This is a genomic window from Paenarthrobacter histidinolovorans, assembly GCF_014647595.1.
Taxonomy (GTDB): domain Bacteria; phylum Actinomycetota; class Actinomycetes; order Actinomycetales; family Micrococcaceae; genus Arthrobacter; species Arthrobacter histidinolovorans.
On sequence record NZ_BMPM01000001.1, the window covers coordinates 235,323 to 260,690 of the forward strand.

At 61.1% G+C, this 25,368-nt stretch carries 21 protein-coding genes and 1 other RNA gene; 8 read left to right on the plus strand and 14 right to left on the minus strand.

Translation table 11 applies throughout. The features are described 5' to 3' along the window. From IEY62_RS01095 to IEY62_RS01160, 14 genes are all read right to left on the minus strand, one after another. Nucleotides 1-978, minus strand: coding sequence for a S1C family serine protease (locus IEY62_RS01095; protein ID WP_189013181.1), 978 nt, complete (start codon nucleotides 976-978; stop codon nucleotides 1-3). A gap of 175 nt (nucleotides 979-1,153) precedes the next feature. Continuing rightward, nucleotides 1,154-1,522: a transfer-messenger RNA gene (gene ssrA / locus IEY62_RS01100) on the minus strand. A gap of 101 nt (nucleotides 1,523-1,623) precedes the next feature. After that, the gene (smpB, locus tag IEY62_RS01105) at nucleotides 1,624-2,094 is read right to left on the minus strand and encodes an SsrA-binding protein SmpB (RefSeq protein WP_018776399.1); all 471 of its coding nucleotides are present in this window, start codon (nucleotides 2,092-2,094) and stop codon (nucleotides 1,624-1,626) included. A gap of 65 nt (nucleotides 2,095-2,159) precedes the next feature. Further along, nucleotides 2,160-3,575 carry a M23 family metallopeptidase gene (locus tag IEY62_RS01110; RefSeq protein WP_189013183.1) on the minus strand — a complete coding sequence of 472 codons (1,416 nt, stop codon included), beginning with the start codon at nucleotides 3,573-3,575 and terminating at the stop codon, nucleotides 2,160-2,162. Nucleotides 3,576-3,630: 55 nt separating this feature from the next. After that, nucleotides 3,631-4,545 (minus strand): permease-like cell division protein FtsX, encoded by a 915-nt coding sequence (gene ftsX, locus IEY62_RS01115; protein WP_018776401.1) that lies wholly within the window; start codon nucleotides 4,543-4,545, stop codon nucleotides 3,631-3,633. Next, nucleotides 4,542-5,306 carry a cell division ATP-binding protein FtsE gene (gene ftsE / locus IEY62_RS01120; protein WP_018776402.1) on the minus strand — a complete coding sequence of 255 codons (765 nt, stop codon included), beginning with the start codon at nucleotides 5,304-5,306 and terminating at the stop codon, nucleotides 4,542-4,544. The genes ftsX and ftsE overlap by 4 nt, the downstream gene beginning before the upstream one ends. Nucleotides 5,307-5,514: 208 nt before the next feature. Beyond that, complete coding sequence (gene prfB / locus IEY62_RS01125; RefSeq protein ID WP_189013185.1) at nucleotides 5,515-6,636, minus strand: peptide chain release factor 2; 1,122 nt, start codon at nucleotides 6,634-6,636, stop codon at nucleotides 5,515-5,517. Nucleotides 6,637-6,699: 63 nt separating this feature from the next. Next, on the minus strand, nucleotides 6,700-7,149 hold the full coding sequence (locus IEY62_RS01130) for a pilus assembly protein TadG-related protein (RefSeq protein WP_229784972.1): 450 nt from the start codon (nucleotides 7,147-7,149) through the stop codon (nucleotides 6,700-6,702). Nucleotides 7,150-7,274: 125 nt separating this feature from the next. Further along, nucleotides 7,275-7,664, minus strand: a complete 390-nt coding sequence (locus tag IEY62_RS01135; RefSeq protein WP_308424474.1) for a hypothetical protein — start codon at nucleotides 7,662-7,664, stop codon at nucleotides 7,275-7,277. 118 nt (nucleotides 7,665-7,782) lie between these two features. Then, nucleotides 7,783-8,130, minus strand: a complete 348-nt coding sequence (locus IEY62_RS01140) for a TadE family protein (protein WP_229785070.1) — start codon at nucleotides 8,128-8,130, stop codon at nucleotides 7,783-7,785. Nucleotides 8,131-8,213: 83 nt separating this feature from the next. Beyond that, nucleotides 8,214-8,453 (minus strand): hypothetical protein, encoded by a 240-nt coding sequence (locus IEY62_RS01145; RefSeq protein ID WP_189013191.1) that lies wholly within the window; start codon nucleotides 8,451-8,453, stop codon nucleotides 8,214-8,216. Nucleotides 8,454-8,501: 48 nt separating this feature from the next. Beyond that, a complete protein-coding gene (locus IEY62_RS01150) occupies nucleotides 8,502-9,443 on the minus strand; it encodes a type II secretion system F family protein (protein ID WP_189013193.1) in 942 nt (313 codons plus the stop codon). Then, entirely contained in the window at nucleotides 9,440-10,294 is an 855-nt protein-coding gene (locus tag IEY62_RS01155) for a type II secretion system F family protein (RefSeq protein WP_189013195.1), read from the minus strand. The genes IEY62_RS01150 and IEY62_RS01155 overlap by 4 nt, the downstream gene beginning before the upstream one ends. Continuing rightward, nucleotides 10,294-11,517, minus strand: coding sequence for a CpaF family protein (locus IEY62_RS01160; RefSeq protein WP_189013197.1), 1,224 nt, complete (start codon nucleotides 11,515-11,517; stop codon nucleotides 10,294-10,296). Before IEY62_RS01160 ends, IEY62_RS01155 begins: the two co-directional genes overlap by 1 nt. Before the next feature lie 632 nt (nucleotides 11,518-12,149). Between IEY62_RS01160 and IEY62_RS01165 the strand changes: the two genes are divergently transcribed. The 8 genes from IEY62_RS01165 to IEY62_RS01200 all read left to right on the plus strand — a co-directional run bounded on the left by IEY62_RS01165 (nucleotide 12,150) and on the right by IEY62_RS01200 (nucleotide 25,168). Next, a complete protein-coding gene (locus IEY62_RS01165) occupies nucleotides 12,150-14,540 on the plus strand; it encodes a GH25 family lysozyme (protein ID WP_407671443.1) in 2,391 nt (796 codons plus the stop codon). A 259-nt stretch (nucleotides 14,541-14,799) separates the two neighbouring features. After that, nucleotides 14,800-16,146, plus strand: a complete 1,347-nt coding sequence (locus tag IEY62_RS01170) for a hypothetical protein (protein ID WP_189013200.1) — start codon at nucleotides 14,800-14,802, stop codon at nucleotides 16,144-16,146. A gap of 170 nt (nucleotides 16,147-16,316) precedes the next feature. Then, nucleotides 16,317-17,126, plus strand: a complete 810-nt coding sequence (locus tag IEY62_RS01175) for a hypothetical protein (protein WP_229784974.1) — start codon at nucleotides 16,317-16,319, stop codon at nucleotides 17,124-17,126. Between the two features lie 288 nt (nucleotides 17,127-17,414). Further along, entirely contained in the window at nucleotides 17,415-17,738 is a 324-nt protein-coding gene (locus tag IEY62_RS21615; protein WP_229784977.1) for a hypothetical protein, read from the plus strand. After that, entirely contained in the window at nucleotides 17,738-20,833 is a 3,096-nt protein-coding gene (locus IEY62_RS01185; protein ID WP_189013204.1) for a chitobiase/beta-hexosaminidase C-terminal domain-containing protein, read from the plus strand. Before IEY62_RS21615 ends, IEY62_RS01185 begins: the two co-directional genes overlap by 1 nt. A 214-nt stretch (nucleotides 20,834-21,047) precedes the next feature. Next, a complete protein-coding gene (locus IEY62_RS01190) occupies nucleotides 21,048-21,803 on the plus strand; it encodes a glycosyltransferase family 2 protein (protein ID WP_189013206.1) in 756 nt (251 codons plus the stop codon). Continuing rightward, entirely contained in the window at nucleotides 21,800-22,825 is a 1,026-nt protein-coding gene (locus IEY62_RS01195; RefSeq protein ID WP_189013209.1) for a lysylphosphatidylglycerol synthase domain-containing protein, read from the plus strand. Before IEY62_RS01190 ends, IEY62_RS01195 begins: the two co-directional genes overlap by 4 nt. A 99-nt stretch (nucleotides 22,826-22,924) precedes the next feature. Continuing rightward, a complete protein-coding gene (locus IEY62_RS01200; RefSeq protein WP_189013210.1) occupies nucleotides 22,925-25,168 on the plus strand; it encodes a glycosyltransferase family protein in 2,244 nt (747 codons plus the stop codon). The last annotated feature ends 200 nt before the right edge of the window (nucleotides 25,169-25,368 follow it).

The window sequence follows — 25,368 nt, forward strand, 5'->3', positions numbered from 1 at the left end:
TCATTGCTGGCTCATTTCCGATGGAAAGGCTGTCAGCTGAACGGTTTTGCCGTCCCGGAGTACAGTCAACGGGAAGGCTTGGCCGATGGCACCCTCAAACAATAGTTTCTGAAGGCTCTCTGCACTGGACACGGCCCTGCCCTGCGCTCGGAGCACCAGGTCCCCTGGCAACAACCCGGACTTCTCAGCGGGCGAGTTGGCAATGACTTCCACCACCCGCAAACCTTCCTTCTGCCCGGTCCTCACCACAGCGCTGGCATCAAGCGGAATAGGTGTGCTCACCAACCCCAAATAGGCGCGGCGCACACGGCCGTCCCTTAGCAGGGAAGCAATGATGCGTTGGGTTGTTGCATTGATGGGCACCGCCAGACCCAGCCCCAAGCCGGCCACAGCGGTGTTGATGCCCACGATGCGCCCCTTGGTATCTGCCAGTGCACCTCCGGAGTTACCGGGGTTCAGTGCTGCATCGGTCTGGATGACATCTTCGATGACCCTGCGGTGCTCGCCTGCCCTGACAGGGATGGATCTGCCCAGGCCGCTCACCACACCGGCGGTCACGGAGCCTGCCAGCCCCAGCGGATTGCCGACGGCGATCACCAGCTGGCCGACCCTCAAGGTATCGGCATCGCCCAGCAGGGCCGGCGGTGGAGTGGATTTGAGGCCGCGTACAACGGCCAGGTCAGACAACGGATCTGCACCCACCAGCTCAACATCCGTCTGCTTGCCATCGGCGAAGACAGCCCTGCCGGACTGGAGACCAGCCACCACGTGGGCATTGGTCAGCATGTATCCGTCGGCGGTGAAGACCACCGCGGACCCGCTGCCGACCCGGACCTGGCCCCTGCGGCCCGTACTCATCATTTCGATGGCGGCAACGTGCGGTGTCACGGATTCGGCCACTCGAATGACCACCTGTGAGTAGGCATCCAAGGCTTGTTGCTCATCCGGATCCTGGAAGAACTCCGGCTCTACGCTCATTTTCTACCTCCCGCAGGCCTCGCCGGCGCCTCTCGCCACATGCCGGCGATGCGCCTATCCTCTTCAACGATCCACGCAGTACACGTAGTCCTTGGCGCGGTACGCCCTGGGTGAACGCATCATTCCAGGGCATAGGAAAGCCCCCGGACCGCGAGGGTCCGGGGGCTTTCCCAGGGGGTGGAGATGGGGGGAATTGAACCCCCGTCCGATGTCGTGTTGTCAGGGCTTCTCCGGGCGCAGTTTGCGTCGGATTTTCTCGGCCCCAGCCATCCTGCAAACAGGTGGCTGATCCGGGCCCAGTCATCTAAGAGTCCCGTTTACCTCAATGACGAAGGCAAACAGCAGTGGCTATCTAAATGACGCCAGGAACCGGGGCGATAGCAACCCCGGGCTGACGGACTGTCTTACTGCTTAGGCAGCGAGAGCGAAGTCAGTGCGCTTAGATTCGGCACTTATTGGTTTGCAGACAGCGTTTACGAGATAATTCTGCATCCTCGGCCCGCTTCACCTGTCGCGACTAACATCGTCGAAACCGATCATCCCCGTATTTTGTTACCAAACCCGCCAAGAGAGTTGATCTCCTGTCGGACTACTCATCATAACGCATCCAGCCGGCCTGTAATTCCCACTGGCGCGTGCACGTTCCTACCGTCGGTTGCGTTCGCGCAACTCACGGAGGGATTCACGCTTGTCCTGCTGCTCGCGCAGCGTCTGCCTCTTGTCGTAGTCCTTTTTACCGCGGGCGATGGCGATTTCCACCTTTGCCCGTCCATCCAGGAAATACAACTGCAGAGGAACTACAGTAAAGCCGGACTCACGGATCTTCTGTGAGATCTTGTCCAGTTCATCGCGGTGCAGCAGGAGCTTGCGACGCCGGCGTGCGGCATGGTTGGTCCAGCTCCCCTGGTGATACTCCGGGATATGGATACCTTCCATCCACAACTCGTCGTTGTAGAAGGTGCAGAACCCGTCAACCATCGATGCATGGCCTTCGCGGAGGGACTTTACTTCTGTCCCCATGAGCGCGATGCCGGCCTCGTAGGTATCCAGGATGAGGTAGTTATGCCGGGCCTTCCGATTGGTGGCCACTACCTTACGGCCACTTTCCTTGGGCACGGTAGAACTCCTTGTTAGTTGCGGATTTGAACCAGTGTACGCCAGAGCGGACAGTTCCCCGGACCCTAAAGCAGGGTCATGGGATCCACCGCTGTGCCGTTCAGCCAGGTTTCGAAGTGCGCGTGGCAGCCCGTGGAGTTACCCGTACTGCCCGAGTATGCAATGAGCTGGCCCTGCGCGACCCTCTGCCCGTTCGCCACCACGATGCTGCTGTTGTGGTAGTAAATGGTGGTCAGCGAGTTACCTTGCACCACTCCATGGGACAGCTTGACGCGCCACCCACCACCGTCGGCAGAGTTCCAGCCTGAGTTGAAGACCTCCCCTGCGGCAGCAGCGTAAACGGGGGTGCCACACGGAGCGCCGAAGTCGATGCCGGTGTGCATGTATCCGCCGGTGCCGTAGAAGTCAATGGTGCCCGGCGGCGTCGCACGCCATCCGAAGCCTGACGTAATCGGGACGTAACTGGCGAACGGATGCCGCAAGCCAAAGGCCGACGGCGAGCCGGCAGCCGGCGGCACGTAAGGAGCTTCAGGGGGTGCTGGACGTCCGGCGGCAGCGGCTGCCGCAGCGGCCGCCGCTTCTGCCTCCGCTGCGAGCCTGCGCTGCTCTGCTTCCCAGGCTTCCCGCAGCTTCCGGTCGCGCTCCACGATCTCGGCCGCAACGGTATCCTGCTCTGCCTTCACCCGCGCAAGGTTCGCTTCAATGCCGGGCTTGGCCGCTTGCAACTGTCCGTTCAGTCGCGTGGTGTCCTCAATCAGCTTGTCCACTTCGGCCTTCTTGCTGGCGGCCTCGTCCCGCGCTGATTTTTCGCGCTCAAGAGCCGCGTCCGCCTTGGCCTTCAGGTCTTGGATTTCCTCCTCGACCGCTACAAGCCTCGCCTGCGAGTTCACGTTGGTGGCGTTCTGCTGGGTCAGCTTGGTCATTGCCGCGTTTTGGCTTCGCATGGCCTGGTCAGCCAGGTCCATGGACTCGGTCAGGTTGCCGGACTCGCTGGAACCGAACAGGAGGGCGACATTCGTGGGCACGCCGCCGGACTTATAGGCCTGCGACGCGATCTGTCCGATCAGCTTCTTGGTATCGGTGATCTTCTGCTTGTCGTTTTCCAGCTGCTCGGTGATCTTGGCCTTGTTTTGCTGGGCAAGTTCCACCCTGGCGGCCAAAGCCTCCACTTCCTTGACGGCACTTGCGACGCGCCCCTGCGCTTCCAGGAGCGCCTGCTGGGCACCGGGAAGGCGGCCTTGGTAGATCACAAGATCACCGGCTGCCTTGGCAATATTGGAGTCGACAAATTCCAGGGACGCCTGGACCCGCGCGGCTTCCGCTTCCAGTGCGGCCTGCTGGTCTTCGAGGTTGTCCGCATGCGCTGCCGGCGTTCCCGACAGGAGACTGACAGCCAGCCCGACGGCGAGGACAGCACCCAGCATCCGAGCCTGGCCGGACGCAAAGCGCCGACGCAGGGAGTTCGGGTCCAACGTGGTCATCAGGAATCCTTTTCGCTTGCAGCAGTGGTAAATCCGGGGTGCATGGCATTCATGGCTAAACCTTCAGGTATCGCCGGAGAGTCAACAGCGACGATATCCCCGCCAGCCCGGCGCCGAGCGCGATGAGCACAGGTGCAATCACCAGGACCTGGGTGGAGGAAATAAACGGCGTATTCAGGAATTGCCGTGACAGGTCACCGTTGAGCCAGAAGTGCGCCATCAGCCACAGGGTAACAGAGGCCAACACCGCTCCGACGACGGCGGCTATGACACCTTCCAGGATGAAGGGCAGCTGAATCACGGTCTTCGAAGCACCCACCAGCCGCATGATGCCAGTCTCCCGCCGTCGGCTGAAGGCCGATAGCCGGATGGTGGTAGTTATCAGGAGCACCGCGCAGAAAATCATCACCGCGGCCACGCCAACAGCCGCAACCGAAGCCCCATTCATCCAGGAGAAGATCCGTTCCAGCACTTGTCTCTGGTCGCTGACCGTTTCAACACCTGGCTGGGACGAGAACGTCTCGCTGATGATCTGGTACTTTTCCGGGTTCTTCATGTTGATCCGGAATGAGGCCGGCAACTGGTCCTCCGACACGGAATCAACGATCGGAGAGTTCGAGAACTGTTCCTTGAAGTGTTTGTAGGCCTCGGCTTGGGATTCGAACTGGAAATCGTTGATGTACTGCTTCACCGCCGGGGATTCCAACATCGCCTGGAGGTTTTCCTGCTGCTCCTTCGTTGCCGGTCCTGACGCGCAGCCGACCGCCGTCGAGCCGTCGTTGCAGAGGAAAACGGCTACCTGCACTTTGTCGTACCAGTAGCCCTTCATCTGGTTGATCTGCATCTGCAGCATTCCGGCCGCGCCAACGAAGGTCAGCGAAACAAAGGTCACAAGTACAACGGAAATAACCATGGACAGGTTTCGGCGCAGACCACTGCCGATTTCCCCGAGGATGAAAAGGAGCCTCACAGCTGTGCCCCCTGGGCGCGGTCGAGCTCTTCGCCGCTGGCATCCCGCAACCGGCGGGATTCGCCGACGACCGGAATCATGGACGTGTACAGGGCCTTCGCTTCATCGCGAATGACCTTTCCATTCTTGAGCTCCACCACGCGGCGGCGCATTTCGTTAACGATGTCGTCATCGTGGGTGGCCATGACCACGGTGGTGCCGTTCTGGTTGATCTTGTCCAGGACGCCCATGATTCCCATCGAGGTAATAGGGTCCAGGTTTCCGGTCGGTTCATCAGCAAGGAGGATCCCGGGACGGTTTACGACGGCGCGGGCGATCGCCACACGCTGCTGCTCGCCACCCGAGAGTTCGTGTGGCATACGCCGTTCCTTGCCTTCAAGGCCCACGGTCTTCAAGACTTCGGGGACTGTTTCGCGGATGATGGAGCGGCTCTTGCCGATGACCTGCATGGCGAAGGCGACGTTGGCGAAGACGTTCTTTTGCGGCAGCAAACGGAAATCCTGGAACACCACGCCAATGCCACGGCGCAGCTTGGGAACACGCCAACTGGAAATGTTGGCGACATTCTGGCCAGCGACGTACACGGATCCGGCTGAGGCTTTGTCTTCCTTGAGGATCAACCGCAGGAAAGTGGATTTGCCCGAACCAGAGGCGCCCACAAGGAACGTAAATTCGCCTCGGTTGATCTCAAGGCTGACAGAATCGAGCGCCGGTCGGGCATTCTGCTCGTAGACCTTGGTGACATTCTCAAATCTGATCATGGCCCTTAGTACCCCGCCGGACATGACATGAGTCGCCCAGTCCAACAGCCGGAGCGCGGGCTTTCGATGGGGGAAGTGAGAGCACCGGCCACTCGACTATACGCACGGGTAAGCCAGCATTCGCGGGCTTTCGGGGGCGTGTCGCGTAATAAGGCGCGAGTCTGGGAGCCCCCTGTTAGACACCTGCTTATTGGCTGGCTGCAGCGTCTTATTGGTTGGCTGCCGCGTTGCGGTTTCCGGTGCGCCAACGGATACCGGCATCGATGAAGTCATCAATGTCGCCATCAAACACAGCAGAAGTGTTGCCGACTTCGTGTTCGGTCCGCAGATCCTTGACCATTTGGTAGGGGTTCAGCACGTACGAGCGCATCTGGTCGCCCCATGATGCCTTGACGTCCCCGGCCAGAGCTTTCTTCTCTGCGTCCTGCTGTTCCTTCTTAACCAGGAGCAAGCGGGACTGCAGCACCCGCATGGCGGCTGCCCGGTTCTGGAGCTGCGACTTTTCGTTCTGCATGGAGACCACGATGCCCGTAGGGATGTGCGTCAACCGCACCGCAGAGTCAGTGGTGTTAACTGACTGGCCGCCCGGGCCGGAGGAACGGAAGACATCGACCCTGATCTCGTTGTCGGGTATTTCGATGGAATCCGTCTGCTCGATCAACGGGATGACTTCCACGGCTGCAAACGATGTCTGCCTGCGACCTTGGTTGTCGAACGGACTGATGCGTACCAATCTGTGGGTCCCGGCTTCCACGCTCAGGGTGCCGAAGGCGTACGGAGCCTTGACCTCGAAGGTGGCCGACTTCAAGCCGGCTTCTTCGGCGTAGGACGTGTCCATCACCGTGGTCGGGTAGCCATGACGTTCAGCCCATCGCAAGTACATGCGCATCAGCATCTCCGCAAAGTCAGCTGCATCGACTCCGCCCGCTCCGGCCCGGATGGTCACAACGGCCTCACGTTCGTCGTACTCCCCCGAGAGCAACGTGACCACTTCAAGCTCGGCGAGAGCTTTGCGGATGGATGCCAGTTCTTTGGCTGCCTCGGCCATGGAGGCTTCGTCGCCTTCATCCTGGCCAAGTTCGACCAGCACCTCGAGGTCGTCAATCCGGGCTGCGAGCTTCTCGAGTCGTTCGACTTCCGATTGGCGGTGTGACAAACGGGAGGTCACAACCTGGGCCGATGCGGGGTCATCCCAGAGGTCCGGGGCCCCGGCCTGCTCGCTCAATTCGGCGATTTCAGCCTTAAGAGCGTCAACGTCAGTGACGTTTTCGATGGAGCCGTAAGTTGCTCGAAGTGCGCGGATTTCTGCGGGAAAATCAATGTCAGCCATGGTTATCCCAGCGTACGCTATCCATCAGGCTCCCTTGGCTGTCCGGCTTTGTCTGTAGCTTCATTACTGCGTGAGCCTCGACCGCGCCGTCGCCCTGGCCTCGATGACGATTCCGTCCGGTACCAGGAAGCTGATCACCGGCGGGTGTGCGACAGCCTTGAGAACCACAACCGCCGTCCCGCCAGGCTCACTTCGGGTTCCTTCGCCCACCTCCAAGCGATCATGGCTGTCGAAGGCGTTGCTTTTCCCAAGATAGGACCCCGCCGCTGCCAGCACCCGGTCATCCATGAGAGACACAGCGGGTATGCGCCCGTCCTGCAGGTCACCAACCAGGAACGAGTCTGCGGCGGCGAGCGCGGCTCCATCAGCCAGGGACAAGAGCTTCTTGTGCTCCAGGTACATAGAGGAAGCAGCCATCACCGCTGCGGCCAGGAGCAGGGCCAGCACTACGTAACCGAGAATCAGCACCGTAATTTGCCCGGCATCCCGGTGGAGGGCGTCATCACGAGGCACGAATCCGAAGCGAGGCAGGGCGCCCAAGCGAGGCAGGAAGCGAACGCCAGGCGGGCCGCCAGGTCTGAGTCCCTGAGAAGACCTGGAGGCAGTGACAGGTCGCTTTCTTCCCTTTTGTTCGCTGGTCATCGGTAGCGCCCCACTGTCTGCGTGGCCGAGGCGGACAACCTGCTGGCACTGAGCTTGAGCGTGTCACCGAACGGGACCATGGGAAGCGGAACATCGAGGTGGACGGTGACGGTGACACTTGCCCCGGCAGCCAGACAATTTTCCTGGTCACAGGAAATCTCCACGGTTGCTTGTTCCGGCGCGTGCCCATAATCGGCCAGCGCCACATTGACGGATTGCTCCGCAGCTGTCCTGGCGCTTGCCGGGTCGTTCTGTACGACAAAAACTCTTGCGGCTTGGTCGGCCGCTCCAACCACGCCAAACGATGCTCCCTGTATTTGCCCAACGGTCACGACGAAGTAAATCAACGGAACCATCAACAGGACGGCCAGAAAGGTGAACTCCACGACAGCGCTCCCCCTTTGTCCTTCGAGGTCTTGAGGCCGCCCTTCAGCCGATGATTCGGATAAGCACAGGGCGCAGCGCGACCTTAACCAGAACGCTTTGCCAAATGAACGTATCCGTTCAATTGGGAAGGGCAGCATGTCCGTGCACCTCCATCAGGCCGTCAGGTCCGACAAGTCCCAGGACCGGCATCGGCGCTTTCACTGTCACCTCCAACGTGCGGATGCCGTCCATCACCTCTTCGCTCGTGGTGATGTCCTGTGCGAAACCCTCGTTCAGGGCCGTCGTGATCAGCTCCGCCGTCCGGGCTTCGGCCTCCTCCGACGTCCGGTCGGCCAGGGCACCGTACCTTGCTCCCGACGCTGCGGCATCCACGAGCGTATTGCGGACATGCAGCACCAGCATCAGCTGAATTATTGACAGGCTGAACAGGGTCAACAGCGCTCCAACCAGCACGAAGTCCACCACAGCCGATCCCTGTTCTCCGGTGACCCGGGTCTGGAATGAACGGCGTAGGGCAGCAGAGAACAGGGGCTGCCCCGCCACACGTCCTATTTGCCCACCTTCGACATTGCCTGAGTGAACAAGTCATTCAAGGCGGGGGTGGCGAGGGCAAGGAGTCCAGCGACCAATACCGCAGACATGAGGGTGATCATGACCCATCCAGGTACGTCTCCTCGTTCCTGCTCCCCTGGCCGCGGCGCTGCTCGCGAGACAAAGTTCACGAGCAATGCCCCGCCCGAAAGTTTGCGGACTGGTGCTATGGACGAGCTGCTGGCAATTGTTTTCATGGTTCTCCCCAATGACGGTGATATGGCGTGGTAACTGCGGAAATTGACTTAGAGGCTCATCTGCAAGGCTGCGACGGCGGGAAAAGCGGCAAACACGACCGTTAGAGGCAGCACACCGAAAACGAGCGGGACCATCATGGCTATCTCTTTACGGCCTGCGGATTCCATCAGCTCCCGCTTGGCTGCATCCCGGACATCGGCGGCTTGTGCGCGAAGGACATCGGCCAGAGGCGTCCCGCGTTCGACAGCAACCACCAAACCATCGAAGAACCGGACCAGCGGTGGTAACTCTGCGCGGGTGGAGAAGGCGTGAAGTGCTTCAGCCAGCGGTTTGCCGGATCGGGCATCAGCAAGGATCAGGGCGAACTCGTTGGAAAGTTCGCCCTGGGAACTTCGGCTCACGCGGTCCATGGCCCCCAGGGCGCTTTCTCCCGCAGCTACGGCCAGTGCCATGAGCTCAGCAAGGCTGGGAAACTCCGAGAGCAACCTTCTCTCGCGTCGCCTGATCCGCTGCCCCAGCACGACGTCGCGGAGCAGATATCCTCCCAAGCCAGCCCCAACGACCAATACGAACGACACCCCCGGGTTGAACTGCCCGGATGCGGCGCGGGCTGTCACCACGAGCAACGCCACCGTCAAGCCACCGGTGGCCCAAAGGAACTGCTCGACCCTGAAATCAAGGATCGATTTCGCGGACCCGGAACGGGCCAGTCTCTTTGCCGCGGCCGCCGTGCCCACGTTCAACCGCGACAGGTAGTTCACCGCGTCCCGGAAAAAGGGGCGGAGGATCCGCTCCAATGGCCCAAAGGGTGTGAGGTCCGGTTCGGGCGCAAGCAGGAGGCGTGACTCGAGGTTCCTGGACTTCAGCTGCGGGCCGATGCGATCTGTAAAAGTCATTCCCCGCAAGAACGGCAGGCGCATCAGGACGAGCCAACAACCCAGCCCCAGGACGACGCCGGATGCCGCAGCCATGGCTGTTGACGTGCTCATCGCAGAACGCGTTCGTCATCAGGCAACGCACCAACACGAAGCATCAGGGAATAGCAGCACACCGAGACCACTAGTCCCGAGAGAAGCACTATGGCTCCCACGCCTGACTTGTAGGCCAGCATCGCTTCCGGCCGGCTGGCCATCACCACCAGGACAATCCACGGCGCCGCGACGGCCAACCTCGCCGCGTTGACGGTCCATGATTGCCTGGCCTCCAGCTCGCTCCGGGTACGGGCGTTGTCTCTGAGGAAGCCGGACAACGTGCCCAGCATGCGGCCCAGGTCGGATCCGCCAACCTCGCGGGTCATTCGGAGGGCTTCAACTATGCGATCGGCCACGGGATCCGCGAGGCGTTCCTTGAGCCTGTTCAACGCAGTCTCAAAATGCCCGCCGGCCCGGTAATCGGCACCAAAATCCAGGAAAAGCGACCGCAATTCTTCCGGTCCTTTATGTCCCAGTTGAATGAGAGCCTCGGGCAAGGCCAGGCCCGCGCGGATGGCAGAGCGCAGATGGTCCACGACGTCCGGCCACAGCAATCGAAGCGCCTCACGACGCTTTCGCGCTCTCCGCTTCACTACTGCCAATGGGCACCAGAAGCCGAACAACCCGAAGCAAAGCGCGACCGCCGGCGCCCCCGTGATGACGAAGAAGACGGCCATTACTGCACACCCAAAACCCCCGCAGGTGAGAAGCAGAGCTGTCCCCGTGACCTTTTCGATCCCCGCCGACAGCAGCAACTGGTCCAGGCGGCGGCGCTTCCTTTTCCTTGGTCTTACTGTGGATTGATCCCATGTGGACCACCAGACGAGGAAAAGACCCAAGCCACACAGAACTCCCAGGAGAGGCGCCATCAGTTCACTTCCAAAAGGGCGGAGACGTCGAAGCCTGCGCGGGCAAACTTATCCGCAGCCGGCATCGCGTTGGGCCTCGGCTGCAGTTGGCCAGCTGATATCCCAAAGACGCTTGAGGATTCGATGATCCCGTTTTCCACCCTCCGTCCCAATGCGAGGACCTCCGTCACCTGCCTGCGGCCCGTCGGATGCCTGCCGCAATGCACCACCAGGTCAATGCACGACGCCACCGTGGGGACCACAAAAGCGCTGGCAATGTTCGCCCCGGCGAGAAGTGGCAAGGTGCAGATCTTGGTTACGGCGTCGTGGGCAGAATTGGCGTGCACAGTGCACATGCCCGGCAACCCTGAGTTCAGGGCGATGAGCATGTCCAGGCTTTCGGCTTCGCGCACTTCACCCACGATGAGTCTGTCCGGCCGCATTCGAAGGGCTTCCTTCACGAGCCGCCGCAAAGGGATTTCTCCCTCACCCTCCAGATTCGGCTGACGGCACTGAAGTCCGACGACGTCCCGCAGGGGAAGCTGGAGTTCAAAGATCTCCTCCACAGTAACGACCCGTTCGCGTGACCCTATGTGCGCTCCCAGGCAATTGAGCATGGTGGTTTTTCCCGCCTGCGTGGCTCCGGAAACAAGAATGTTGAGGCCGCTGGCTACTGCCGCGCCGAGGAACCTGGCAGCTTGTGGTGTCAAACTGCCGAGCTCAACCAGGTGCTCCAGGCGGCTGGCACGCGCAGTGAACTTCCTGATATTTACGGCCCAGTGCTTCCGGGTGATGTCGGGGATTGCCACGTGCAGCCTCGAACCGTCCGGGAGTGCGGCGTCCACGAAAGGCGATGACAAGTCGAGCCGTCGTCCGGAAGTTTTGAGCATTCTCTCGACCAGGTCCCGTACCTGCTGCTCGCTGAGGCTTATCGTGGTCAGCTCGGATTCACCGTTGCGGGCCACGTAGACCTCGTGGGGAGCATTGATCCACAGCTCCTCGATTGACTCGTCGTCCAGGAGCGGCTGCAGTGGCCCGTAACCCGCAACGGCGTCGAAAATCCTGCGCCGTGCCGATTCGAGGTGCCCCAAGGGAGGAAGCGGAGCGACGAGGGCTCGTTCGTCGTAGTCGTTGATTGCCGCGTCCACCAGGCTTCTGACGTCACCAGCCTGTTCCAATGGATCCAGACCACGACGCCGGATAAGCTCCCTGACCTCCCCCTCGACGATCCTTACTGCGTCCACATCTCTCCCCGATGGTCACGATTGCGTAAACGAGAGGCGCATCTCGAGTGACTTACGCTAAGCGAGCCAAAGGTCCACCTCAAGTCAGTCCCGACGGTATGTGGATAACCTGGAATCACTGGTCACGGGGGCATCGTGAATCCCACTAGTCACTCCTGTTTCAGAATGTTAGGGTAAAGCCCGTTAGGAGCTGGCCTTTGGTCTCACGCGCAGGCGCCCCGGAGCTTGTCCCTAAGCCACACCATGCACCGCTGAGCCGCGGTACAGGGCCGGATGTGATGATGAAACGTAAATTTTTTGACCCGGTCGGACGCATCCCTATGGTGCGGGCAGGGCTGGCGCTCACCGTCGCCCTTACGGCAGGCAGTTTCCTTTGCGCGCCCGCATGGGCACAATCTTCCGGTCCCCAGCCGTCGCCGACGTCAGAGGCTCCGGGCAACGGATCACCACAAGGCCCCCAACCGGCTGGTAACGGCCCGGCCTCACCTGCTGCCGAAAGCACCCCTCAGCAAGGAAAGCTGCCTGACCAGCAAGCGCCGATCACCGGCGTCGAACTTGCACCTGGCGGAGCCTCCGCACCTGGGGCTGAGCCGTCCGGTAAAGCCCAAACGCAGGCCGCAAAACCCAAGACCATGCCAGGTGACGCCCCCGACGCCGACAGCATGAAGGCTGCCATGCGTGCCGCCATCCCGGCCGGCGGTGCGGAAATGGGCCAGCGCTCCCCCAGAGTCGTGACGAACAAATCCGAAAAAGAGGGTGCCGCGCCGGCCCGGGGCAAGGCCGTTGGAGCTGCAGTCAAGGCCACGGTACCGATGGCGGCAGACACGGGCCATTGGCGGCCCACCATTGGAATCCAGGGGCAGGACGTCAGCGCACACCAAGGCAACGTCGACTGGCAAAGCCAATGGAGTCAAGGCTCCAGGTGGGCGTACGTCAAAGCCTCCGAGGGAAACTACTACCTCAACGAGAACTACACGCAGCAATACAACGGATCCCGGAATGTTGGCATGGTTCGCGGCGCGTACCACTTCGCTATCCCGAACTGGTCTTCCGGGGCAGACCAAGCCAGGTACTTCGTGGCAAACGGAGGTGGGTGGTCGGCAGACGGCTACACCCTTCCTCCGGTCCTGGACATCGAGTACAACCCCTACGCAGGCCGGACCATCAACGGCTTCTACTTCGGCAACACGTGCTACGACATGTCCAAGGCCCAACTTGGCCAGTGGGCAGCTGACTTCGGCAACACCGTCAAGGCCTTGACCGGCCGGTTCCCCGTCATCTACAGCACCACGGACTGGTGGAACACCTGCGTGGGCAACAGCACCTTTGGCAGCTACCCGCTGTGGATTGCTTCCTATTGGAACAATCCCACCAATTCGCCCGGCTCACTGCCGGCCAGTTGGAACGACTACTCAATGTGGCAGTACAGCAGCACGGGCCCCTTCGAAGGCGACTCCAACATCTTCAACGGCACCTTTGATGAGCTCCGCACCTTTGCCCGGGGAGTTCCGGCCCCGGCCAATCCCTCCATCCGTTCGGGAGCGGATGTGCTTGCAGTGATGCCTTCGGGACGACTCGATAATTTCCCGGCCGATGGCCAAGGACGTATCTCAGGGCCAGTGACCGTAGGCTCCGGCTGGGGCAACGCCCTCTCCGTCCATGTCGTTGATTGGAACCAGGACGGAGTCCAGGACCTCCTGGCCCAATGGGCCGACGGAACACTCCAGGTCTTCCGCGGCTCTTCGGGCGGGGGCTTCAGCTCCCCCATTCAGGTAGGCAGCGGGTGGCAGGAAATGTCGCTTGCCACCGGATGGTGGAACTCGAAGGATGCGTTCCCCGGAGTCATCGGCCAGGACGGCAGCGGCAACCTGTACCGATACCAAAACGCCTCGGGAGGCGCCCTGGGCGGTGGTGTGCTGATAGGCACCGGATTCAGCGGACACCAGTTCAATCTCCTGGACTTTGACGGCGATGGCAGCCAGGATCTCGTCTCCAGGACCGCCGACGGTACCATGCGCTTGTTCCGCAGCAACGGCCTCGGGTCCTTCCTCTCCGAGCCGGCACAGGTCATTGGTAACGGATGGTCCTCCATGACCTCAGTCAGCTCAGCAGCGGGCTTCAACGGCGCCGGTTCGCAAGGACTGCAGGCACGTGCTGCCAACGGCGATCTCTACTACTACCCGGCGGTGAACGGCTCGTGGGGCAACCGCTTCCTCACCGGTCTCGGCTGGAACGATGCCATGCTGATCGGTGGCGCCCCGGTCAACGTTGACGCAACCCTGGGCGTTGATGAACCCGACGTCCTTGCCATTCGCCAGGACGGCAACCTTTACCGGTACGCCGGATCAGGTTCCGGCGGACTCAACGCACCGGATCTGATCGGGAAACAATGGACGGGGCTGAAGGCAGGCTTCCTTACTGACTGGAATGGCGATGGCGCCTTGGACATCCTTGCCCAGTGGAACGACGGCCGCCTGGCCCTCTACCCGGGCTTTAAGGGGGCCGGCTTCGGCTCGCCCATCAGCCTTGGTACAGGCTGGCAGGACTGGACACTCACCGTCGGAACGTGGAAAAAGTCCGATTCCCGGCCAAGCATTGTGGGCTATGACCCCGCAGGCCGGTTGTTCCAGATCGGCAATCCCTCAGGCGGCGCCCTTGGAACGCGTACCCAGATCGGAACAGGCTGGTCAGGCCTGGACATAGTCCAAATGGATTTCGACAAGGACTCAAACGCCGATCTTGTGGCTAAAACCGCGGCGGGAGACCTCATGCTTTACCGGTCCACCGGTACCGGGAGTTTCATCCCGGAAGCTCCGTCCACCATCGGTAAAGGGTGGAATGTCATTAACAGCTTCGGAGCAATCCGCGGATTTGCCGGAGCCGGTTCAACCGGCATCATCGGTCGAACAACGGGCGGAGAACTCCGGTATTACCCCGTTGGGCAGAACCGTGCCTGGGGTTCACCCAGCGTCGTCGGATCCGGCTGGACAGGGATGAAGATCCTCTCCCCCGCTTCCAGATAGCGCAGGAAAGCCAACAAACATGCACTGGCGAAGGGCCCGCAAACTCCACAACGGAGCGAGCGGGTCCTTTCCGTTTTTCGCGGCAAAGCACCTCAAATGAAACAAATGATGTTCACTTCATTGGTTTGGCCTCATATTCCGGATTGCGTGATCTAATGAAGGTGGTCTCACGTATTGGCTGTTCAGCGCAACGGGAAACGGGCTTTGTTTGGGGGCAAACGAAGGTCACCATTAGCGCACAATCAAGGAGTGATCTTTCATGGCGTTTACCGTTTCCACGGCCAAGGTCAGCATTTCCCCACCGTTGGATGTCAACCCATACATGGCGGGGTACGGGACCCTCGACGGTGGTCGCGAGGCTACCAGCAGTGCACCATACGAATCCCTGTGGGCCAGGGCAATAATCCTCTGGGAGAACGGCTCGCCCAACCTGATCATGAGCGTGGACATCCTGGCGCTGCCCCGATCAATCCATCAAAGCGCCCGGGCGAGAATCCTCCAGCTCGCAAACTGGAGCAACGGGGACATCCTTATCCAGTCCACGCACACACATAACGGACCAGTGGTGGTTGATACTCTGCATCCATTCATGTGCTACGGTCTGTCGGATTTGTCCATGGTGGAAACGTACAGCCAGCAGCTCGAAGACGACCTCGTGGATGCAGCCCAAAAAGCGCTCAACAACGCCCAGACGGCAGTCACACTCGACTACAAAGTCACCACAGCGAGTATTGCTTACAACAGGGCGGGCCTGCCGTACCTGGAAGATACGGTTCCCGTCATCGTCGCCCGTCGGGCAAACGGCAAAGCAAGGGCGGTCATTTTCAACTATGCATGCCACCCTGTAGCTGCCGGCATGCGCACTCTCTTTGACGGTGATTTCCCGGCGGGGGCCTGCAACTACATCGAAAACAACAACACGAACTGCTTTGCGCTCTTCCTCCAGGGGGCGGCCGGAGACCAGAATCCCATGGGTGAACCCAGCTGGGACCTTCGCGACGAATATGCCACCAAGCTGGGTTCGGCCGTCTCGATTGCCATGCAGACTCCCGGAAGGACCATCGGCAGCCCGCTCCAGACGAGCTACCAAGAGATCCAGATTCCCCTGGACATCACACCTACCGCCGGAAACCTTGCGGCAGTGCGCGCCGCCTATGCGTCCAGGCTGCCCAACCTGGATGGAAACCCGGCCTGGTATGGACGCCACGCCCAAGTGATGATCGGACGGATCGACAGCGGCAGCTACACAACCTCCGTAACGTGCCCCTTCCAGGTTTGGAAATTCGGCGGCAGCCCACAACTGAAAATCGGCATTGTGGGCGGCGAGCTCGTCAGTGGCTACGCAGCATACTTCCGGTCCAAGTACGGCGGAGCCAACGGCGTCATTGTGGGCGGCTACGGCAACGAGTCCTGCTACTACCTGCCCAGTGCACAGTTCCTGCCGCCCTATTCGGTTGGCGGCAGTTACGAGGGCGGATGGGATCCTGACTACCCCGGCATCGCCGGTGGATCGATGACTGTCTACGGCCACATCGGCCACTTCCTCGGCGGAACCGGCGGCGTGGAAGCTACGGTCATCAACACCCTGAACTCAATGCTCGCCTAGGCAGGCGAATGTACGTCGAGGGCCTTGGCCATGAGCCAAGGCCCTCGACGAACCGCAGCACGTCCTGCGCACCTCTGCCGCGCAATTCGTAGCGGTATCGATACCCAATTTGCCGGGCAATCTGTTGACCCGGCCAGCCGCTCCGGTCAACCATGGAGCTGGAGGCCACGATGCGATTTCATCACCTTGCAGCGGCAGCAGCTGTGCTGCTGCTTGCTTCGGGCTGTACCTCAGCTCCAGGAGCAACACCTTCGAGCACTTCGCCGTCCACATCAGCCCCCACGGGCTCAGCGTCATCGTCACAGCCCGCACCGCCGTCGGAAACTTCTGCGGGCCCCACCAGCGGGCAGGGTGAAGGCAGCGGGCAGGGCGCCGGAGACCCGGACGACTCCGGCCGTTTTTCCTATACCTGCACCAGCCTGAACGCAGTCCCCGAGACTACTTTCTCAAGCCTGGCGGAAGTCTGGGCCTCATCGGGTTACTTGCGGCTGGACTCCTGCACAGCCAACTACGACGGGCCGCAGCCCTATGAGCCCACAGATGATGAGGCCCATATTATTGCCATCGCCGCACCCGGGACGGACCCAGCACAAGGCTTGGACAGCTACCTGGCAGCGCTGGGGCTGTGCACCCGCGTCAGCGATGATTCCGCTTCGGACATCTTCGGCGGAAGCAGCCGGCCGTTGTTGCAGGCGGCCAGCGCGTTGTGCCCCAAAGCGCCCCAGGGAAAGATCATTGCGCTTTGGGCCGCGGGAGCCCGCGCTGGCGACGGTCAGCACGTAGTGGGCGACGGCGGACTGGTCCCCGGAAGCTTCCACCTCCGGAAGACGCCGCCGGAAGGCTGCACCTGGAGCATCAAGGGACCAGATGGCGGTCAAAAAGCGGCCGGGAACGCCGCCGAAGGCCAGAGCGGAATTCTTCTTGCAGAAAAAGACGTCTTAAGTAGTGACAAATGCGGAATTTGGGAGAAGATGGAGTAATGCAGCCGGCAACGGCTGGGGCGAAAATCCAACTGCATGCGGAGCTGGGGAGCATCCGAATGAAGTGGGGATCCCTCGGTGGATATGCCAAGACGCGCTGTCGTCCAGTTTGGCCTTGCCGGTCTCGTTCTTACGGGCTGCTCTGTCCAAGTCACGCAAAATGTTGAGCCGTTCAGGCTGGGCGTAACGAATGCCGGCGATGCCGACACTCCTCGGCCCGAAAGACCCGAACCGGTAAAAAGGTACAAGTTCGACTGTCGCGGAGCTGATGGAAAATCGCTCGCTGTATTGTCGAGCCTTCCTGAAGTCTGGGCCAATACCCAGTATAAGAAGTTTGCCGACGTCCGCGTCGCTTACGTCGGCCCGCAGCCCCAGATTCTTGAAGCCGAGGAAAACGCGGCCGTCAATGTTGCCATTGAGGCCGGCGCATCCGGTGCGAGGGCGGACATCTGCCTCGCAATCGTCAAGGCATGTACCCGCAGCAACCCTCCGACGATCAGTACCGCACTCTACGGGCTGGGCGGCGCACCGATAGTCAAAGGCGCACTGACGTTGGCCCCCATGGCCCCGCAGTCGGCAGTCCTGACCAAGTGGCTGAAGGAAGTGGCGTAATGGAACAGTCCACAGCCCGGAAATTCTCCCAACGCCTGCTGCGAGGCAGGAAGCTGACCACAATCGTGGCCGCCGCTGCCTTGGCCGTCGCCGGAATGACCGCTGTCGTTTCCAGCACCCCGGCTTACGCCGACCAGCAACGTCAGGTGGTGGGCACAGGCCTCACCAAACCTGCCGGAACAGTAGTCGATCCCGTCGGCAAGGTGTGGGTTTCGGACAGTGTGGCAGGCTTCTGCCGCATGAGCGATCCTGCCAATGGCCAGCCCGGCACCGTGGAAAAGGACACCTGCCTGGGCGGTTCCCTGGCCGGAGCCGGACAAGGTCCGAAAGTGCCGGGAGTCGCCACCGTCCTTGATCCCACGCCTTCCTCGGCAGGCAGTGGTGACGAAACAGCGTTCATCCCGGACTCATCCGTGGGAAGCTCACATGTGGTGCGTGCCGTATGGAGTCCGGCACAGGACCTCTTCGAATACAGCAGCACGCTGACCATCCTGGACGGCGACGTCAGGCCAAATGCTGCCAGCGACGGTCCCGACGGCAACATCTACCTTTCATTTGCCAATGCCCGTTCGATCATCAAGATCGTTGATCCGACCATCAAGCATCCCAGCATCGAGTCCATCGCCTCGGTCACTACGAAGGCCTTGGGGCTTGTGGCTGCCGGATGGGACAGCAACGGACATGTCAGCGTATACGTCCTGGAAACCACCGGGTTGCGGGCCTTTTCGGCTCCCGACGACGGCGACATGACCAACTACGTGCCACTGGCCTCCTACAACGTAGGCGTCGCATCGTCGATCTACTACGACTACGACGCCCACATCATCTACACGGGCACGAGCAGTGGCACCACCACGGCCGACGCCGGTAAGGACAAGGTTTCGCGCCTCAATCTCGGCACCGGAGCCGTCGACAATTCCTGGGCATTGGGCTTCAGCAAGATCAGTGGCCTGGGCATGCGCGGCGGACAGTTGCTGGTACTGGATGATGCAGGACAGCTGAACAACCCGCCGGCCACGGGCCAAGGGAAGATGAGCCTCCTGGGTGGAGTCGCAGCCCAGATTACCTCCGGCCCAACGCTCGCCAACGGTACCCAATCGCCCAATACGGCGTTCACCAACGACACCACACCCACCTTCGGCGTCAGCGCAGATCCCGCTGGCAGTGCCTTGGAATGCTCCGTCGGCGGGGCCTGGACAGACTGCACCAGCGGCACTTACACCTCAGCTGTTCTGGCAAACGGGCCACAGACGTTCTCAGTCCGGCCGGCACCAGGAGGCGTCCCCGTCTCCCGCACGTTTACCGTGGACACAGTGGCACCCGCTGCTCCTGTCTTCACAGCACCGAACAGTGGACAAGTGGTCAACGGCAAGCCCGTGCTCGGCGCGACTTTCGAACCCGGAACAACACTGAGCTGCTCCGTTGATTCCACAGCCGACGCGGCCTTCAAGGCTTGCGTGCCGGGCGACACCTTCACTCTGACCACAGAGGGTGCACACACCTTGCGGATAAGGAGCACGGATCCCGCCGGAAACGTCGGCCCTGCTGCTGCCTTGACCGTGACAGCGGATCTGACAGCTCCGCAGGTTGCGATCACTGCTCCCGCGAGTGGTGCCACGGTGGGTGCCGGATACCAGTTCCAGTTTGCTTCCTCTTCGCCGGACATTGCCGGATTCCGTTGCCGGCTGGGAACAGATGCCTTCACTGAATGCACCTCACCCAAGGTCTATGCGGATATCGCCAACGGCGCGAACAGGTTCGAAGTTGAAGCCCGGGACACGGCCGGAAACACGACGGTGGCAGGCGTGAACTTCACGGTCTTCGTCGCCGACACCACTCCACCAACTGTGACGGCAGACCCCGTTGGAGGAACCTACGGTCCTTCCAGCAAGGTCACACTCACCGCGAGTGAAGCCGACGCAAAGATCTACTACACAGAGGATGGAAGCACTCCCACCACGGCCAGCACGCTGTACACGGCTCCGATTGCAATGGGAAGCAAGACCCTCAAGTACATCGCAGTGGATGCAGCGAACAACGCCTCCGCACCCCAGACACAGGTGTACGTGTTGGACAACGTTGCGCCGGCTGTCACGCCCAACCCGTCGGGCGGCAACCTTGCCCTGGGACAAAGCGTCACTTTGACGACGGAGTCCGGAGCGAAGATCTACTACACAACGGACGGCACCACTCCCACTGTTGCCAGCCAGGCAGGCACCACAACGGTCACCATCACGCCCACTGCGACCACCACGGTAAAGTACTTTGCCGTTGATGCTGCAGGCAACCAATCGGCAGTAGCCTCGCAGACCTACACCTTGCCCGCAGCTCCCGCCAACACTTGGAAGGACTACAACTCCGATGCCAAGAACGATGTCCTGGCCCGCGATTCAGCCGGAACTTTGTGGCTCTACCCGGGCAATGGCACTGGTGGATGGTTGGGCAAGGTCAACACCGGTACCGCGTGGAACAACTACAACCTGATTGTTCCCACGCGGGACTTCAGCGGTGATGGACGCAGCGATGTCCTTGCCAGGGATGCCGCGGGACAACTGTGGCTCTTCAAGGGCAACGGAACAGGCGGATGGCAGCCGGCAGTTTCAGTAGGAAGTGGCTGGAGCGGAATGACGGCGATCGTTGCCCCCGGCGACTTCAACGGTGATGGCAAATCCGACGTCCTCGCCAGGGATGCGGCAGGCGTGCTGTGGCTTTACAAGGGCGACGGCCTGGGTAAATTCGCAGCAGGTGCCACCCAGGTCGGAGCCGGGTGGAACGTCATGAACGCCATTTTCAGCACCGGCGACTTCAACGGCGATGCCAAGACTGACGTGATTGCACGTGATACCAGCGGCGGGCTCTGGCTCTACCCCGGCAATGGTACCGGCGGGTGGGGCACCCGCACCCAGATCGGCAGCGGTTGGGGCGGCATGACGGCGCTCCTCGGACCAGGCGATTTCAACGGCAACGGCAAGTCCGATGTCCTCGCCCGGGACGCCAGCGGCAATCTGTGGCTCTACCCGGGTAATGGCACCGGCGGGTGGCTTGCCTGGGGCCAGGTAGGAACCGGTTGGCAGGGATTCACCTCCCTCCCCTAGCGGATGAAACGGCCCGGTTTGCCGTTTCGAGGGGTGCATCGGAGAATATCCGGTGCACCCCTTTCGTTGGCTGGGTTCCGTCACTGCGTCCGCGCTTCCGCAGAACGTTTGCCGGAATGAACTAGACTGAGGGTTTGCAAGGACCTCGTGACGCCAGCGTTGCGGGCTGCGGCTGGCGTCAAGATTTCGTCGGCACGAACTACCGAGGAGAGTCTTGACTTTCGACCAGGCAGGCCAACCGGATCTCTCCGTTGTGATCCCGGTCTATAACGGAGAACGGATATTGGCGGCAACAATGGCGCGCCTTTCCGGCTATCTAACCAGTGGCAACTCCGAGATCATCATCGTGGAGAACGGATCTTCCGACAACACACTCAAGGTTGCCCGCGAGCACGCGGTGGATACTCCACACGTGAAGTTCCACGTTCTCCAAAGCGAAAAAGGGATGGGAAACGCGTACCGGAGGGGCATCGAGGCCAGTTCCGGACGCCGTGTCCTCCTTACGGCCGATGATCTCCCCTTCGGGACCGATGATCTTGACGAGGACGCCAAACTTGAACCAAAACCACATGTGGTCATAGGTTCCAAGGCGCACAAGAACTCAAACATCCAGCGCAGCCCCCTCCGGGGACTCACCACTTTCGGATTCAAGACTCTCCGACAGGTGATTCTCGGGTCCAAGGTCGGTGACTCCCAAGGAACGCTCATCGTCGACGGCGGCTGGTTGCGGAGCATGGTGGAGCGTTTTGACGATCCTGGCTTCCTTTTCAGCACCCAGGTTGTCTACGCCGCTGAAAAACAGGGCTTCGACATCGTGGAAGTGCCCGTCACTTTGGCGCCCGATGACGAACCCGGCGAAACCACCATCCGGACTGCCGACGTCGTGAAGATGTTCAAGGGCCTGGTGGCCATGCGCCGGCGCAAGGGCGAACTGGCAGCTGCTCCCAGCGCGGGGACACACGCCCCATGACGGGATCGATCGCAGAAACACCGTCAAACGACAACGACGTGAACCTGGAACAACCTCCCGTCAAGACCACCAAAGCCAAACTGGTGGATTTTGCCCGTCGCGCCCTCGTGGTCATCGTCTTTGCCGCTGCCGTGTATTTCATCGCAGTCCAGTGGCCACAGGTCCAAGCCACCGTCTTTGCCCTGCAATGGTGGCAAGTGCTGCTTTCGCTGCTTGCCCTCATTCCCGGTGTTCTTCTGGGCATGTACATGTGGCGGGTTGTCATGGCCAGCCTGCTGAGGTCAGTGGACATCGAGCCGCAAGGCTTGGTGCTTAACCAGATTTACCTCGTCGGCCAGATCGGCAAGTATCTTCCCGGTTCCGTCTGGGCGTTTGTCCTGCAGATGGAGCTCGGCCGAAAGAACGGCATCGCGCGGGCGCAGGTCTTCGTGGCTTCCCTGGTCAGCACCGGCATCACCATCGGCGCAGCATTGGTGGTTGGAGCTTCAGCCCTGCCAATCCTTGTCCAAAGGGAACCGAACCTGCAATGGTTGTACGTCATCCTTCCCGTCGTGATTCTGGCGATGAACCCCAACGTTGTGACGTTCCTGGTCAACTTCGTGCTGAAGGTATTCCGCCGGCCACCGCTGCCTGAGCGGATTCAGGCCAACACCATGGTCAAAGCCTTCATCCTCGGCGTCCTCATGTACCTGTGCTTCGGCCTGCACCTGTGGATCCTGGTAGGTCACGAGGCGACCCTGGACCTGGCCACATTCCTGGTCCTCACAGGTGCCCTCGCTCTTGGGATGACCCTCGGGGTGCTGGCCTTCCTGCTGCCCGCCGGCGTTGGCGCACGGGAAGCCATCCTGATCCTCGCTTTGGCCGGGATGATGAGCGCCGGTGCCGCGACCGCCATTGCCGCGCTTTCCCGGATCATGTTCACTGTTGCGGACCTGCTCTGCGTAGGAATCGCGTTCGTGCACTTCCGGTGGCGGCAGTCCGCCTCCAAGACTCCCGGAGACTCCACCTCAGAGCACAGCTGATGCTGTGGGTCTTTTCCGCGCCCGGGTATCCACGATTCCCGGGCGTTCTTCGGGCCGATAATCAAACTTATGCCGCGCGCTAAGGAGCAAGGTACGACCATGACAGCAGTAACCTCCGAGGCCACTGCCCAGCGCCCGCCGGTCACCAGACGGCGCTATCTCATGAAGCATGATTGGCATTGGGGCATTGTTACCGCCGTCATCGCGGCAATCTCGTCCATCATCCCCAGGCTCTTCAATCCCACGTTCTATTACTGGGACGACATGATGCAGTCTTTCCTTCCCTTGTGGCGGCACATGGGTGAGGAAATTCGTTCGGGCAGATTCCCTTTGATGGAACCGGGCGGCTGGGTTGGCGGCAACATTGTCGCGGAGGTTGGCTACGGGATATTCAATCCCGTCAACATCGTCAACTCGGTCATAGTCTCCAACTTCGAGAACCTGTCGCTGGCGAGCTACTTCATCATCGTCCAGTTCATTGCCCTGTTGGCCTTCGGAACCTACATGCTCGCCCGGGACTACGGGTCAAACAGGCCACTGGCCCTTGCTGCCGGCGTCGCGATTCCATTCAGCGGATTCACCCTCTTCTATGAGGCGGCCCGCTGGCCTGGCGGCCTCATGGCCTTCGCCTGGATCACGGTTTTCTGGTGGTCCGTCCGCCGTTACGCGCGACGCAACACCTCTCCCTTCCTGCCGTTCCTGTTGGGCTTCCTCACCATGACAGCCGGCAATCCGTACGGAGCCATCGGCGTCATTCTCGTCCTTGCAGCAGTGGCCATCGAGCTGATGCTGATGCGGCACTGGCGACGACTTATCCCGATCGTCATCGTGGGCGCCCTCGTGGGCCTGACCGCAGTCCTGGTCTACTTCCCCCTGCCCCTCAGCTCTGCCGTTACGGTGCGTCAGCAGAGCGAGATCCTGAACGATCTGTTCCTCTCGCCGGACATGTCGTCCCTCCTGACGATGAGTACCTCGTCCATGAGGCCCCGGATCAACAACTTCTGGGCTCCCATCGACAACGTTCCCTCAAGCTACCTGGCATGGTTCGTCCTGCCGCTGCTTCCATGGCTTGATTTCCGCAGCTTCAGGAACCGCTCCCGCCAGATCTTCAGCATCTACATCATTACCGGCATCTACTTCCTCCTGACGTTTGCCCCGTCCCAGGTACTGGTCTTCCGCTGGCCTATCCGACTCATCGAGTATGTGTACTTGGGCGTGATTGTCCTTGTGGCCGTGGTGGCATCGGCAGGCTTGAAAACCACTGCGTGGAAGAAGCGGTTGTTCATCACCGTCGCGATCCTTGGATTCGGAACCTACCGGGCATGGTCCATGGTGCCGGAGGGTGGCAAGTGGCAGTTCTTCACGCTGGCCGTCACTTTGGTGCTGGTGGTGCTCGCGATACTGGGCTGGAAGCGGTTCGGTTACCGTGGACTGGCCGCTGTCATGGTGCTCGGAACCATCGCCACTTTGGGCATGCAGTCCCGGCAGTTCGTTCCCAACAACGCAGTGGCAGGCATCGGCTCCCCCGTGGACGCCGATACGCTTCGTGACGCCACCAGCAACTACAAGGGAAACACCATCCAGGTCTTCAACACCATGAAGATCACGGGAGCCGAATTCACCGAGGGTCGCCTCCTGTACGGAAACCAGATCCTCAACGCTGACGTCAACAACAGCATGGGCCGCTACAGCGGAATCAGCTTCACGACGTACGTCAACGCCTTGTGCATGAACTACCGCGGCGAAACGTGCCCGCTTGCCTACACTGAGCTGTTCAAACAGGCATCGCCCGAAATCGACGCCACCTTGGCTGACGTCCTCCAGGTCGAAACCGTCGCCGTCCAGAAAACCCTCATCGCGCCCGACCAGCTCGACATCGCGCCGGGATGGTCGATCGTGGCGTCAGACGAGACCCGGACCATCCTCCAGCGGCAGAACCCCTTGCCGCACCCCGGCACCGTCTCATGGGTTTCTGACGGCATCACCGTCCAGGACTCAGTGCGGACAGGGAACGACGAACACGTCCAGCTTTCAGGCACCGGCAATGCTGGAAAACTGACGTTCGCGCGACTCGCCTGGCCCGGTTACACCGTCAAGGTCGACGGCGAGACGCAAAACCTCGCTCAAGGACCCGCCGGCGTCATCATGGTGGACATCCCTGCCGGCGCCAAGTCCGTTGATATCTCCTTCACGACGCCGGGACTCACCATGGGACTGGCCGCCCAGGCAGTTGCGTGGTTCGGGATTCTGCTGTTCACCGTCTTCCACTACGTACGGCGCTATCGCCGTGGAAAGTCCGCTGGGCTGATAGTCGCAGAACCGGCCGAAAAGGTCACTGTGTAGCTCCAACGCCCCCAGTCCGGGAAAGAGCGTCCACGCCTACGGGTGTGGGCGCTCTTTTCATACGCATGGGGGCCCGGGGCCTGCTACTTCCGGGGTGCTGCCCTTGCTGGGTGTCCGGCGTGCTGGGTTCACTCTCCCCTGATGCTCCCCGCCAGGGCGTCCTGACTTACGTAGCGCTTTGCTGGAGTGATGGTACGCAA